Genomic DNA, 12,886 nt, shown 5'->3' on the forward strand with positions numbered 1-12,886 from the left:
GGCCTTAGGGTTGGTCCCGCATCGCGACCCGATCTCGTTCCACCGGAGGCTACGCTGAACACCAACCAGGCACCTGGCAGCCCGTCCGGGGACTTCCCGGCCGCGATCCTGATGGACATGGACGGCACCCTGGTGGACACCGAGCCCTACTGGATCGCGGCGGAGTACGCCATCGCCGAGCGTTTCGGGGCGACCTGGTCCGAGGAGCAGGCGATGGAGCTGGTCGGCAACGCGCTGATCGAGTCGGCGCGCCTGGTCAAGGAGGGCATGGGCCTTCCTCACGAGCCCGAGGAGATCGTCGAGATGCTCCTCGACGGCGTGGTCGAGCAGGTCGAGCGCGAGGTCCCGTGGCGACCCGGAGCGCGCGAGCTGCTCACCGACCTGTTCGAGCAGGGCGTCCCGTGCGCGCTGGTGACGATGTCGTACGCCCGGTTCGTCGGCCCCATCCTCAAACAGCTCCCGGAGGGCACCTTCAAGGTGATCGTCACCGGCGACATGGTCCGCAACGGCAAGCCCCACCCCGAGCCTTACCTCACCGCGGCCGCTGCCCTCGGTGTCGCGGCCGAGGACACCATCGCGGTCGAGGACTCCAACACCGGAGCCCGCTCCGCCGAGGCCGCCGGCTGCACCGTCCTGGTGGTCGAGAACCATGTCCCCGTCGCCCCCGGCGAGCGCCGGGTGTTCCGGGACACGCTCGAGGGGCTGACGTACGCCGACCTGGCTGCCCTCTGAGCCCTCGGGGTCATCTAGGGTGCCTTCCGTGGGCCACATCCAGATCACTCCGTCCATCCTGAACGCCGACTTCGCAGCCCTCGGGGCGGAAGTCGCCCGGATCCCCAGCGCCGACTGGGTCCATGTCGACGTGATGGACAACCACTTCGTGCCCAACCTGACCTTCGGGCCGACGATGGTCGAAGCGCTTGCGCGGTCCACCTCGGTGCCGCTGGACGCCCACCTGATGATCGAGAACGCCGACCGTGAGGCCCCGGCGTACGTCGAGGCCGGCTGCGGCTCGGTGACCTTCCACGTCGAGGCCACCAAGGCGCCGGTCCGCCTGGCCCGTGAGATCCGCGCCAAGGGCGCCCGCGCCTCGATGGCGCTCAAGCCGGCGACCCCGATCGAGCCGTACGAGGACATGCTGGCCGAGCTCGACATGGTGCTGCTGATGACCGTCGAGCCCGGCTTCGGTGGGCAGAAGTTCCTCGACCTGGTGCTGCCCAAGATTCGCCGGACCCGTTCGCTGATGGACAAGCACGGCGTCGAGACCTGGCTGCAGGTCGACGGCGGCGTCTCGCTGGAGACCATCGAGCGCTGCGCCGAGGCAGGAGCCGACGTCTTCGTCGCCGGCTCCGCCGTCTACTCGGCCGCAGACCCGGATGCGATGGTCAACGCACTGCGCGACAAGGCCGTCTCAGCAGTCGACGCCTGATCAGGCGTCGTGCCACTCGTGTGGCACACTGGTTGAAGACGAGCTTGTGCTCGCGTGCTCTGGGGTCGGTGAAATTCCGAGCCGGCGGTGACTGGACGAAAGTTCAGAAGTCCGCGACCCGATGACAGCCAGTCATCGGTTGACCAGGTGAAACTCCTGGACCGACGGTTAAAGTCCGGATGGGAAGACGCACGCAGCCCGATTCGTCGTGAGCGCCCTGATTCGACAGGGCGCGGCGCGATGTCTCGGCCTGACCCCGGAGTCCGTGAGACGGACCAGAGGGGATCAGATGAAGTGCTTGGACCAGCGTGACCCGGAGCCGGGAGCGATGCGTCGCGCCCTGGACCTGGCCGCTGCGATCGGCGCCCCGGGGCCTGCCACCTACCCGAACCCGCGGGTGGGCTGCGTACTCCTGGGGCCTGACGGGTCGATGATCGCCGAGGGCTACCACCGTGGGCCCGGCACCCCGCACGCGGAGGTCGATGCGCTGGCGAAGGCCGGCGAGGCGGCCTGTGGAGCGACGGCGGTCGTGACGCTCGAGCCGTGCAACCACACCGGCCGCACCGGCCCGTGCTCGCAGGCGCTGATCGAGGCCGGCGTCGCCCGTGTCGTCTACGCCCAGTCCGACCCCAACCCGGTCGCCGCCGGCGGCGCCGCCACGCTGAAGCAGGCGGGGATCGAGGTCGAGCAGGGTCTGTACGCAGCGGAGTCCCGTGAGCTCAACCGGGTCTGGACCCGGGCGGCCGAGCTGCAGCGCCCCTACGTCACCTGGAAGTTCGCCACCACCCTCGACGGACGCAGCGCCGCCGCCGACGGCACCTCGCGCTGGGTCTCCTCGCGCGCCTCGCGGCTCGACACCCACAAGCTCCGTGCGCTGAGCGACACGATGCTGGTCGGGACCAACACGGTCGCGGTCGACGACCCCGCGCTGACGGTCCGTGACCTGGAGGACCGGCCGGTCGGCGTACAGCCTCTCCGGGTCGTCATGGGGGAGCGCGACCTGGGCGAGGACCGCCGGATCTTCGACGCGCAGGCGCCGTCCCTCCACCTCCGCACGCGCGACCCGCACGAGGCGCTCGCCGCCTTGTGGGAGCGCGAGCGGCGCCATGTCTTTCTCGAGGGCGGGCCGACCCTGGCCGCGGCCTTCCTGGAGGCGGGACTCGTGGACGAGATCGTCGTCTACGTCGCCCCGTTCCTGCTCGGCGCCGGCCGCTCGGCCGTCGCCGACCTCGGGATCACCACCATCGCCGACGCGTTCCGGCCGCGGGTGCGCTCGGTCGATGTGCTTTCACCTGCCGCGCCCGGCGAGGAGCCGAACGTGCGGTTCGTCTTGGAACCACAGAAAGGGGAGCAGTGATGTTCACCGGGATTGTTGAGGAGCTCGGCACCGTCGCCGGGATCGAGGACCAGGGCGACGCCGTACGCCTGACCATCTCCGCCGCCACCGTGCTGGCGGACGCAGAGCTGGGCGCCTCCATCGCGGTCAACGGCTGTTGCCTGACCGTCGCCACGCTGGGCGAGAACGAGTGGACCGCCGACGTGATGCTGGAGACGCTCAAGCGCACCAGCCTGCACGCGCTCTCGGCCGGCGACCAGGTCAACCTGGAGCGCGCGGTCACCCCGAGCACCCGGCTCGGTGGCCACATCGTCCAAGGCCACGTCGACGGCGTCGGACGCATCGTCTCGCGTCAGCCCAGTGAGCACTGGGAGGTCGTCACGATCTCCCTGGATCCGGAGCTGGCTCGCTATGTCGTCGAGAAGGGCTCGATCGCGGTCGACGGGATCAGCCTCACCGTGGTGGGCGTGACCGAGGACGCGTTCACCGTCAGCCTCATCCCCGAGACCCTGGCGCGTACGTCGCTGGGGTTCCGGGCCGTCGGCGACGAGGTCAACCTCGAGACCGACATCATCGCCAAGCATGTCGAGAAGCTCCTGGGAGGGGTTCGGCCGTGAACATCGAGACTGGATTGAATTCATCGGGCACCGAGCAGTACGTGGGGGTCCGCCTGGACCCGGTCGAGAACGCGATCGCCGACCTGGCGGCCGGTAAGCCGGTCGTGGTCGTCGACGACGAGGACCGCGAGAACGAGGGCGACCTGATCTTCTCCGCCGAGCTGGCGACCCCGGAGGTGATGGCGTTCGCGATCCGCTGGTCCTCGGGCGTGATCTGCGTGGCGCTGCCGGGGGAGCGGCTCGACGCCCTCGACCTGCCCCCGATGACTCGTGTCAACGAGGACCGCAAGCAGACGGCGTACGCGGTGTCCGTCGACGCCCGCGAGGGCGTCTCGACCGGCATCTCGGCCGCCGACCGGGCGCTCACCACCCGGCTGCTGGCCGGGCCCCACTCGGGCGCCGGTGACCTGACCCGGCCGGGGCATGTTTTCCCGCTGCGGGCACGCGACGGGGGAGTGCTGGTCCGGGTCGGTCACACCGAGGCCGCGGTGGACCTGACCCGGCTGGCCGGTCTGGAAGCCGCCGGTGCACTGGTCGAGCTGGTCAACGACGACGGCACCATGCAGCGCGCCCCGCAGCTGCGGGAGTTCGCCGACGAGCACGGTCTCGCGATGATCTCGATCGCCGACCTCGTCACCTACCGGCGGCGTACGGAGGTGCTGGTCGAGCGGCGCGCCGTGACGCGGCTCCCCACCGAGTTCGGTGACTTCACCGCGTACGGCTATCGCACCATCGACGACGGGGTCGAGCATGTCGCGCTGGTCTACGGTGACATCGCCGGGTGCGATCCGGTGCTCGCGCGCGTGCACTCGGAGTGCCTGACCGGGGATGTCTTCGGGTCGCGACGCTGCGACTGCGGTCCGCAGCTGCGCGAGGCTCTCTCGCGGATCGCGGCGGAGGGCTGCGGTGTGGTGGTCTACCTGCGCGGCCACGAGGGCCGCGGGATCGGGCTGCTCGCCAAGCTGCAGGCCTACCAGCTCCAGGACGGCGGGCGCGACACCGTCGACGCCAACCTCGATCTCGGCCTCCCGGCCGACGCGCGACACTACGGCGCCGCGTCGCAGATCCTGCGCGACCTCAAGGTCGACGCGGTACGCCTGATGACCAACAACCCCGAGAAGGTGAGTCACCTCGAGGCGTACGGTGTCGAGGTCGCCGAGCGGGTCCCGCTGACCCCGCGGCCCAACGAGCACAATCTCGCCTACCTGCTGACCAAGCGTGACCGCATGGGTCATGCGCTGCCCGATCTGTCTGAGGAGAACCGATGAGTGGCAAGGGAGCCCCTACCCCCGAGGTCGTCGACGCGAGCGACCTGCGGGTCGCCGTCGTGGCGGCGCGCTGGCACGACGAGGTGATGGCCGGCCTGCTGAACGGCGCCGAGCGCGCGCTCAAGGACGCCGCCGTCGGCGGCCTGACCGTCGTCCGGGTCCCGGGCGCCTTCGAGCTCCCGGTCGCCGCGGCCGCGCTCGCAAAGTCGGGCTACGACGCCATCGTCGCGCTCGGTGTCGTCATCCGTGGCGGCACCCCGCACTTCGAGTACGTCTGCTCGGCCGCCACCGACGGTCTGAACCGGATCGCGATCGACCACCTCATCCCCGTCGGCTTCGGACTGCTGACCTGCGACAACGAGGAGCAGGCGCTCGACCGGGCCGGGCTCGAGGGGTCCAGCGAGGACAAGGGCTATGAAGCCGCCGCGGCGGCCATGGAGACCGCGCTCGCTTTGCGCGACTGTGTGCGCCACTACTGAGGCTACTGAGGCGCTGAGCGGGTTGTGAACCTGAGAGCGGTCGGTGGACCGCTCTCGGCTTCACAACCCGAGGGCTCTCGGAGTCGGGGTCAGCTGCAGGCAGCCACCGCGTCCGGGAACGCGGCGTCGATCGCGTCGAAGTCGAGGTGGCAGATGCCCTGGCTCTTTCCGTCGGCGCCCTGTGTCATCACCGTGCGCACGTTGATCGCGGTCCAGGTCTCGATCGCGGCGGCGTCGGCGAGGACCTCGATCCCGGCGTCGCACAGCCCGGTGAACTCGGCGGCGAGGTCGTGGAAGCTGACGAACCCCTCGGAGTCGGCCATGCCCTGTGCGCGCCGTGGTTTGTGCGCGCCGTGGTTTGTGCGTGGGCGATTCAGGTGGTGCGCCTCGCGACCAGGTCGCCGTGGCGGCGGCGTGACCCTGGATCCTGGCGGGACGCTGCCCGCTCGATGACGAACCCGTGCGGAGAGAGCAGGTCTCCCAGCGCCTCGGCGGACCAGTAGTAGGCGGTGTGCACCGCGTGGTCGAACGCCTCGCCGGGATCGCCGTCGAAGAAGCCGATCAGCGCCGATCCGCCGGGCGTGAGCACGCGGGCGAACTCGCCGAGGATCGCAGGAAGATCGGCGGGCGGGGTGTGGATGATCGAGTACCACGCCAGGATGCCGCCGACCGACTCGTCCTCCAGCGGGATGTCAGCCATGTCCGCTCGCTCGAAGCTGACCTCGCGATACCGCGCTCGAGCGGCGGCGACGAACTCGGCCGAGGCGTCCAGACCTACTACCTCGCGTACGCCGCCCGTGGTGAGTTCCTGGCTCCAGAGCCCTGGGCCGCAGCCGGCATCCACTAGGGGGCCGGTCGTGGTGTCTCGCCAGGTGGTGATCGTCTCGTGGTCGCGCTTGGCGAGCTGGTCGATCGTTCCGAACAGGTCGATGTACTCGGTTGCGCGGCCGTCGTAGGCTGCGCCGATCTCTGTCATGGTCATCGGTGAGCAGGGTAGTGGTTGATGTGTGCCTGTTTGGTCTCGTGCTTGGGTTCCAGCGTGGGTGGGGCCAATACCGGGATTGGGTTGGGAGATTTAGAAGCAGGGTGTCTGGGTTGGTGCCATTTACCTGTCTTGCGGGCTTCCAGCAGCGGTATGGGTTTTGTTGGGGATATCTGTCCCTGATTGGGTTCATTGGTTTTGTGTTGTGTGGTAGGCTCGGCGCAGGCGTGAACGTGAAGGCCGACCACCTCGAAAGAGGCGTGCCCCATCCACCCGAGACACAACGGGGGTGGGGTAATCCAGGGGAACCAGGGGCGTGCACGCTGAGCTGCGAGGGTAAGTAATAGCCCGTACTCCGGGCCTCCGAGACCAGCGAACCAGAACACACCTGTGCCAGCGGGTGTGGAGAGTTCGTACGTCGGGAGGTGACCGTGATGACCACGCTGCAGCAGCCTCAGCACCCTGTGCTGGGAGCGGTGGTCGCGGTCACCGACGCGCTCGAGGGAGTTGCGGCGGCGAATCCGGTGTTCATGGCCACCGACCAGAAGGCCACCGCCCTGCTTGAGATCGCCCGGGCGAAAGCCCAGTTGGCTGAGCTCGAGCTGCGGGTGCTCGCTGTTGCTGATGACGTCGCGGCCGAGTCTGGGGCGCGGGATGTGGCGGCGTGGTTGCATCACCACACCCACCAGCGCCCCGAGACCCTCCGAGCCGACCTCCGGCTGGCCCAGGCCCTGGACCGGACCTACCACCAGGTCGCGGCTGCCATGCGCCGCGGTGCCTGCAACCCGGCCCAAGCCCACGTCATCGTCAACGCTCTCGACGACCTGCCGGCCGATCTCGGCGCCGAGATCCAGACCATGGCCGAAGAAGCGCTGGTCGCCTATGCGACCCGGTTCGACCCCACCCAGCTCCGACGTCTGGGGCGCCGGATCCTCGATGTCATCGCGCCCGAGATCGCCGAAGCCGAAGAGGCGAAACGGCTGGCGGCCGAGGAGGCCCACGCGCGGAAGAAGACCCGACTCGCGATGCGGCGCCTCGGCGACGGCACCACCCGGATCTCGGCGGTGGTCCCGGACGCGACCGCGGACCGCCTGGCCACCACCCTGGAGGCCTTCGCCTCACCCCGCCGCGACGACGGCACCCGCACCGACACCGGCGACTACCTGCCCTACGACCGCCGCCTGGGACGGGCGTTCTGTCAGATGCTGGAGACCCTCGACCCGGCCCGGCTGCCGATCCACGGCGGGGATGCGACCACGGTGATCGTGACCATCGACATCGACCAGCTCCGCAAGGAAGCCGGCATCGCCCAGATCGCCGGTGGCAGCCCGATCACCACCGCCGAAGCCCGCCGCCTGGCCTGCACCGCGAACATCATCCCCGCCGTCCTCGGCGGCGCCTCCGAAGTCCTCGACCTCGGCCGCAAGGAACGCTTCTTCACCGCCGCCCAACGCCGCGCCCTCCTCCTCAGGTCAGCGACCTGTGAGGCCGAAGGGTGCGACATCCCGGGGACTTGGGCCGAGGCCCACCACTGGATCGCCTGGGCCCAAGGCGGCGCGACCGACCTCGACAATGCCGCCCTGCTCTGTTCCCATCACCACCACCGCGCCCACGACTCCACCTACCTCCACGAACGCCTCCCCAACGGCGACATCCGCTTCGCCAGACGCACCTAAGCCGACGGGTCACAACGATCCACACGCCAACCGCGCGGACGACACTCGTGGACATGCCGAGTCGGCGCGTCTGCCCCGAGCCACGCGATCGAGTCGGCGTGTCTGTCTCGGCCTGTGATGCTGAGTCGGCGTGTCTGCCCCGCGCCACATGATCGAGTTGGCGTGTCTGCCCCGCCTGTGATGCTAGTCGGCGCGTCGGTCTTGGTCCCGTGGCACCGAACCATCCAAGCCGATGCGGTTCTCTGGGCCGATCTGAGTCAAGAGTGCCTTCGATGTCGACCTGGCTGCGTCCGAAGGCGTGGGATGTGGGCGATGCCGCTGCCTGGTGACTGCGGGGAGTTCGACGTCGACGACTGGTCTTCGGCGCTCGCTCGCCCGTGGTCGGCAGCATCGCGACGCTCGTTGTCCTGGCTGACCTCGGCGGCGTGATCCGGGACAGATGCGCCGACTCGATCGCAGGGTCCGACGTCGCGCTATAATTTGCGCATGCATGCAAATACGCAACCTCCGGTGTGGGGGGACGACGTCGTCACTCTTGCCGTCGAGGTGCTGCGGATGCTGGCGGATCCGACGCGTCTGCAGGTGGCGGGGCTGTTGCTCGATGAGGAGCGGTCGGTCTCCGAGCTCGCCTCGATGTTGGACAAGCCGGTGCCGGGGGTCTCACAGCATCTGGCGAAGATGCGGATGGCTCGGTTGGTGACGACGCGGAAGGAGGGAACCTCGGTGCTCTATCGGGTGGAGAACGGGCATGTGCGCCAGCTCGTCCTCGACACGATCGGCCACGTGGAGCATCTCCTGGACCAGGTCCCTGCGCACCATCGGTCGTCGGGGGAGGAGTCGGTATGACCCATACGTTGCACGATCACCCACGCGACCATTCCCACGCCGGACACAGTCACGGCCAGGATCACGGCCACGATCCTGAGCACAGCCATGACCACAGCCATGGGCACGATCGGCTGTGGGCGCGCGTCAAGCATGCGGTCTCGGACGTCTTCGGGGCTCACTCGCACGATGCGGCGGACCAGGTCGACGAGGCGCTGGAGGCCGACGTACGTGGGCGGCGGGCGCTGTGGATCAGCCTCGGTGTGCTCGCGCTGACGGCGGGGCTGCAGGCGGTCGTGGTGACCCTGACCGGGTCGGTGGCGCTGCTGGGGGACACGCTCCACAATGTCGCGGACGCGCTGACGGCGGTGCCGTTGCTCGTGGCGTTCTGGCTCGCTCGGCGTCCGGCCAACGATCGGTTCACCTATGGGTACGGCCGGGCTGAGGATCTCGCGGGGCTCTTCGTCGTCGCCATGATCGCGCTCTCCAGCATCTTGGCGGGTTGGGAGGCCATCGACCGGCTCTTCCATCCGCGCGAGGTCGAGCACGTCTGGGCGGTCGCTGCGGCCGGAGTGGTCGGATTCTGTGGCAACGAGCTCGTCGCGCGCTACCGGATCCGGGTGGGCCGCCAGATCGGCTCGGCGGCTCTGGTCGCCGACGGGCTCCATGCGCGCACCGATGGGTTCACCTCGCTGGCCGTGGTCCTCGGTGCTGCCGGGGTTGCGGTCGGGATGCCGTGGGCCGACCCGGTGATCGGGCTGCTGATCGCCGTCGCGATCCTCGGCGTGCTGCGCTCGGCGCTCAAGCAGGTCGGTGCTCGGCTGATGGACGCGGTCACCCCGGAGGACGTACGCAGGGCGAGGGAGGCGGTCGGCACGGTGGACGGCGTGCTCGCGGTCCGCAGCCTGAGGCTGCGGTGGATCGGACACACCCTCCACGCCGACGGCGACATCACCGTGTCGGCCGAGCTGCCCGTCTCTGCCGGGCACGACATCGCCCACCATGCCGAGGAGCATCTCCTGGAGGCACTGCCGCGGCTGACCAGTGTGGTCCTCCACGTCAGCCCCGACGGAGCCCACCCCTAGGCTCTGCCCTGATGAACATCTTCGAATTCGACGGCAAGAGTCCGCAGATCCATCCCGACGCCTGGGTGGCGCCGACAGCGACGCTGATCGGTGACGTACGCCTCGGTCCGAACGCCAGCGTCTGGTACGGCGCGGTCCTGCGTGCCGACGTCGGGCCGATCATCATCGGCGAGGGCTCCAACGTGCAGGACAACTCGGTGCTGCACGTACGCCCCGGCTCCTCCCTCGAGATGGGCGCGCACAGCACCATCGCGCACGGCTGCGTGGTGCACGGTGACCGGATCGGGACCGGGTCGCTGGTCGGCAACGGCGCCGTGGTCTCCGATGCCGTGGTCATCGGCGACGGTTGCCTGATCGCCGCCGGCGCGATGGTGGTCGAGGGGACCGAGGTGCCCGACCACAGCCTGGTGATGGGCGTGCCGGCCAAGATCCGCGGCACGATCGAGCCCGGCAGCAACCCTGCAGCGATCCTCGAGCTCAACGCGCCTGGCTACGTTGCCCTCATGAAAGAGCACAGTATGAAGTTGCACCGCGCGACCGTACGCCCGGCCTAACCAGCCTAACCCTCACCCTGAGGTGGAGGGTCAGTCGGCGCCGCAGGCCACGCAGTGGAGCGAGCCGACCCGGCGGTCGGCCTCGCAGGTCGCGCACGGGGCGATGGTCTCGCGGCCGCAGCCCTCGCAGTGCTTGCCGCGGACCGGGTAGCCGCAGTAGGGGCAGTCGCCCTTGCGTACGCGCATGGCCGGGATCCGCTTGGCCAGGAGCCGCTGGACGGCGACGAACACGCCGACGGTGGCCGCGGCGCCGAACAGCGACAGGATGAGCGGACCGAAGTCGGCGTACTCGAAGGTGTAGTGGAAGGCGAAGACCAGGGCCATGATCACCCCGGTCGCGGCGAGCGCGAAGCCGAGCGGGAGGAAGCGGGAGCCGCTGCGGCGCAGCCGGTAGAGGACCCAGAATCCGACCAGCCAGAGCAGGATGATGAAGCCGAGGCGGATCCCGATCTGGATCGCCTCGTGGCCGGGGATCTCGCACGCCGTCTGGCCGTTGTTGCACTGGTCCCAGTCCATGTAGAGCGGCCACCAGCCGGCGACCTTGACGTAGAACCAGACGGTGCCGACGAGCAGGAAGGCGGTCAGCGCGACCGCCAGGAACCGCTCGCTGCGGGTCGACTCGACCTCGTCGGCGGCAATAGGGGTCTTCATGGCGTGCTCCTGTGGGCTCTGGTGCGGGGGTGGAAGCCGACCTCGAGGCGGCAGTCGAGGGCGGCTGCCACCCGGAGGAGGGTGTCGATCTTGGGTGGGCGGGACCCGGACTCCAGCCGAGCGATCGCCGACTGGGTCGTGCCGCAGAGTTCGGCGAGCTCGCGCTGGGACAGGCCCCGCGCGACCCGGTGCTCGGTGACCTGCGCGGCGATCCCGACGTAGAACGCGGTGTCCTCGTCGTCGGTGCTCATGAAATCGAAGGTATCGCAGAACTGCTATGGCTGTCCATAGCAGTTCTGCTATGGATCCGATGAGACGATTCGGGGGCCGGGTCGCGTACGGCCTAGGCTTGACGCTCGTGAAGACGTTCGACGAGCTCTGGGCCGAGCTGAGTGAGAAGGCCCGGACCCGACCTGAAGGATCCGGCACCGTGGCACAGCTCGACGCCGGGGTCCATGCGATCGGGAAGAAGCTGGTCGAGGAGGCCGCCGAGTCCTGGATGGCGGCCGAGTACGAGGGCAAGGAAGCGACCGCGGAGGAGATCTCCCAGCTGCTCTACCACGCCCAGGTGCTCATGCTCGCCAGCGGAATCTCGATCGACGACGTCTACTCACACCTGTAGGGGAACCTCATGACAACCGATGACAAGCCTCTGCGGATCGCCGTCCCCAACAAGGGCTCGCTGTCCAGCTCCGCCTCCGAGCTCCTGCGCGAGGCCGGCTACCGCCAGCGCGAGGACTCCAAGCGCCTGACCCTCATCGACGACGAGAACGGCGTCGAGTTCTTCTACCTGCGCCCGCGCGACATCGCGCTCTACGTCGGCGAGGGCACCCTCGACATCGGCATCACCGGCCGCGACCTGCTCCTCGACTCCGGCGCCAAGGCCGACGAGGTCATCGGGCTCGGCTTCGGCCGCAGCCGGTTCCACTTCGCCGGCCGTGCCGGCGCCTTCACCTCGATCGAGGAGCTGCGCGGCAAGCGGATCGCGACCTCCTACGTCGGCGTCGTCTCGGCCTTCCTGGAGCGCGAGGGGATCGACGCGAGCGTCACCCGCCTCGACGGCGCCGTCGAGACCTCGATCCAGCTCGGGGTCGCCGACGCGATCGCCGACGTGGTCGAGACCGGCTCCACGATGCGACAGGCCGGTCTGGAGATCTTCGGCGACCCGATCATGCGCTCCGAGGCCGTGGTGATCACCCGGTCGGGCGCGCACCTGCCGGAGGCGTACGAGACGTTCAAGCGCCGTCTGGACGGCGTCCTGATCGCGCGCAGCTACGTGATGATGGACTACGACATCCGCGCCGAGGACCTCTCCGAGGCCTCCGCGATGACGCCCGGCCTTGAGGGCCCGACGGTCAGCCCGCTGCACCGCGAGGGCTGGGTGGCCGTCCGTGCGATGGTTCCGCGTGCCGGTTCGCAGAAGCTGATGGACGACCTGTACGCCGTGGGTGCCCGCGCGATCCTGCTGACGGAGATCAATGCCTGCCGGATCTGAGCCTGCTGGCCCTGAGCTGCCGGTGAAGCTGCCGCACACCTGGCGCCCGCTCGGGGCGCGCTTCATGGGCTGGTTCCTCGTGGCCGCCCTGGCGGTCATGTGCACGATGGTCTGGGTCGGGTTCACGCCCGAGATCAAGGCACAGGTCACCATGTTCGAACGGCTCACCTTCGGAGCCGTGGGTCTCGGGATCGTGGCCTGCGTGTATGCGCTGACCCGATCGCGGGTCGTCGCCCGTGCCGACGGCCTGACCGTGGTCAACGGCTTCAAGCGCCGCGACCTGGAGTGGGCCGAGGTCCTCGCGATCAACTTCCCGCGTGGCGCTCCCTGGCCCAACATCGACCTGGCCTCGGGGCACAACATCTCCGTCCTCGGCATCCAGGCCTCCGACGGGGGCGCGTCGAAGAAGGCCGTACGAACGCTGCGCACGCTGGCCGAAGAGCTGTCCTAGCAGCAACCCTCCGGCGAACCGCTTACTACGCTTCGGGG

The 12,886-nt window shown here is 69.2% G+C and carries 17 protein-coding genes and 1 riboswitch; of the genes, 13 read left to right on the forward strand and 4 right to left on the reverse strand.

Features of this window, described 5'->3' with window-relative positions:
• Window positions 1-111: 111 nt before the first annotated feature.
• The 6 genes from ABTX24_RS10565 to ribH all read left to right on the forward strand — a co-directional run bounded on the left by ABTX24_RS10565 (window position 112) and on the right by ribH (window position 5,129).
• On the forward strand, window positions 112-732 hold the full coding sequence (locus tag ABTX24_RS10565) for an HAD family hydrolase (RefSeq protein ID WP_350839394.1): 621 nt from the start codon (window positions 112-114) through the stop codon (window positions 730-732).
• 28 nt (window positions 733-760) lie between these two features.
• Window positions 761-1,429 (forward strand): ribulose-phosphate 3-epimerase, encoded by a 669-nt coding sequence (gene rpe / locus ABTX24_RS10570; RefSeq protein ID WP_201451031.1) that lies wholly within the window; start codon window positions 761-763, stop codon window positions 1,427-1,429.
• Between the two features lie 50 nt (window positions 1,430-1,479).
• Window positions 1,480-1,626, forward strand: a riboswitch (FMN riboswitch).
• A gap of 101 nt (window positions 1,627-1,727) precedes the next feature.
• Entirely contained in the window at window positions 1,728-2,786 is a 1,059-nt protein-coding gene (gene ribD / locus ABTX24_RS10575) for a bifunctional diaminohydroxyphosphoribosylaminopyrimidine deaminase/5-amino-6-(5-phosphoribosylamino)uracil reductase RibD (RefSeq protein WP_160028897.1), read from the forward strand.
• Complete coding sequence (locus tag ABTX24_RS10580) at window positions 2,786-3,382, forward strand: riboflavin synthase (RefSeq protein ID WP_160023864.1); 597 nt, start codon at window positions 2,786-2,788, stop codon at window positions 3,380-3,382. The genes ribD and ABTX24_RS10580 overlap by 1 nt, the downstream gene beginning before the upstream one ends.
• Before the next feature lie 2 nt (window positions 3,383-3,384).
• Window positions 3,385-4,650, forward strand: a complete 1,266-nt coding sequence (locus tag ABTX24_RS10585; RefSeq protein WP_502890949.1) for a bifunctional 3,4-dihydroxy-2-butanone-4-phosphate synthase/GTP cyclohydrolase II — start codon at window positions 3,385-3,387, stop codon at window positions 4,648-4,650.
• Window positions 4,647-5,129: a 6,7-dimethyl-8-ribityllumazine synthase gene (gene ribH, locus ABTX24_RS10590; RefSeq protein WP_160023863.1), complete on the forward strand. Its 483-nt coding sequence runs from the start codon at window positions 4,647-4,649 to the stop codon at window positions 5,127-5,129. Before ABTX24_RS10585 ends, ribH begins: the two co-directional genes overlap by 4 nt.
• 89 nt (window positions 5,130-5,218) lie before the next feature.
• Here ribH and ABTX24_RS10595 read toward each other — a convergent pair whose 3' ends face one another.
• Together ABTX24_RS10595 and ABTX24_RS10600 are read right to left on the reverse strand one after the other, a co-directional pair.
• Complete coding sequence (locus ABTX24_RS10595; RefSeq protein WP_160023862.1) at window positions 5,219-5,452, reverse strand: hypothetical protein; 234 nt, start codon at window positions 5,450-5,452, stop codon at window positions 5,219-5,221.
• A 50-nt stretch (window positions 5,453-5,502) separates the two neighbouring features.
• The gene (locus ABTX24_RS10600; RefSeq protein ID WP_160023861.1) at window positions 5,503-6,111 is read right to left on the reverse strand and encodes a class I SAM-dependent methyltransferase; all 609 of its coding nucleotides are present in this window, start codon (window positions 6,109-6,111) and stop codon (window positions 5,503-5,505) included.
• A 434-nt stretch (window positions 6,112-6,545) separates the two neighbouring features.
• Here ABTX24_RS10600 and ABTX24_RS10605 point away from each other — a divergent pair, with 434 nt between their 5' ends.
• From ABTX24_RS10605 to ABTX24_RS10620, 4 genes are all read left to right on the forward strand, one after another.
• Entirely contained in the window at window positions 6,546-7,787 is a 1,242-nt protein-coding gene (locus ABTX24_RS10605; protein WP_350839402.1) for an HNH endonuclease signature motif containing protein, read from the forward strand.
• A 486-nt stretch (window positions 7,788-8,273) separates the two neighbouring features.
• Complete coding sequence (locus tag ABTX24_RS10610; RefSeq protein WP_160023859.1) at window positions 8,274-8,633, forward strand: ArsR/SmtB family transcription factor; 360 nt, start codon at window positions 8,274-8,276, stop codon at window positions 8,631-8,633.
• Window positions 8,630-9,697, forward strand: coding sequence for a cation diffusion facilitator family transporter (locus tag ABTX24_RS10615; protein ID WP_160023858.1), 1,068 nt, complete (start codon window positions 8,630-8,632; stop codon window positions 9,695-9,697). Before ABTX24_RS10610 ends, ABTX24_RS10615 begins: the two co-directional genes overlap by 4 nt.
• A gap of 11 nt (window positions 9,698-9,708) precedes the next feature.
• A complete protein-coding gene (locus ABTX24_RS10620; protein WP_160023857.1) occupies window positions 9,709-10,251 on the forward strand; it encodes a gamma carbonic anhydrase family protein in 543 nt (180 codons plus the stop codon).
• Between the two features lie 30 nt (window positions 10,252-10,281).
• Here ABTX24_RS10620 and ABTX24_RS10625 read toward each other — a convergent pair whose 3' ends face one another.
• Window positions 10,282-10,902 (reverse strand): hypothetical protein, encoded by a 621-nt coding sequence (locus ABTX24_RS10625; RefSeq protein WP_160023856.1) that lies wholly within the window; start codon window positions 10,900-10,902, stop codon window positions 10,282-10,284.
• Window positions 10,899-11,153, reverse strand: a complete 255-nt coding sequence (locus ABTX24_RS10630; RefSeq protein ID WP_160023855.1) for a helix-turn-helix domain-containing protein — start codon at window positions 11,151-11,153, stop codon at window positions 10,899-10,901. Before ABTX24_RS10630 ends, ABTX24_RS10625 begins: the two co-directional genes overlap by 4 nt.
• 59 nt (window positions 11,154-11,212) lie before the next feature.
• On the opposite strand from ABTX24_RS10630, the gene ABTX24_RS10635 reads away from it, so the two are divergent.
• Genes ABTX24_RS10635 through ABTX24_RS10645 form a run of 3 tightly spaced genes read left to right on the forward strand, consistent with a single transcriptional unit; the run spans window position 11,213 to window position 12,848 of the window.
• Window positions 11,213-11,524, forward strand: a complete 312-nt coding sequence (locus tag ABTX24_RS10635) for a phosphoribosyl-ATP diphosphatase (RefSeq protein ID WP_201451030.1) — start codon at window positions 11,213-11,215, stop codon at window positions 11,522-11,524.
• Window positions 11,525-11,533: 9 nt separating this feature from the next.
• Complete coding sequence (gene hisG / locus ABTX24_RS10640; RefSeq protein ID WP_160023854.1) at window positions 11,534-12,397, forward strand: ATP phosphoribosyltransferase; 864 nt, start codon at window positions 11,534-11,536, stop codon at window positions 12,395-12,397.
• Entirely contained in the window at window positions 12,381-12,848 is a 468-nt protein-coding gene (locus ABTX24_RS10645) for a PH domain-containing protein (RefSeq protein WP_160023853.1), read from the forward strand. Before hisG ends, ABTX24_RS10645 begins: the two co-directional genes overlap by 17 nt.
• The last annotated feature ends 38 nt before the right edge of the window (window positions 12,849-12,886 follow it).

Origin of the sequence: Nocardioides sp. NPDC127514 (assembly GCF_040302125.1) — a bacterium.
Classification (GTDB): domain Bacteria; phylum Actinomycetota; class Actinomycetes; order Propionibacteriales; family Nocardioidaceae; genus Nocardioides.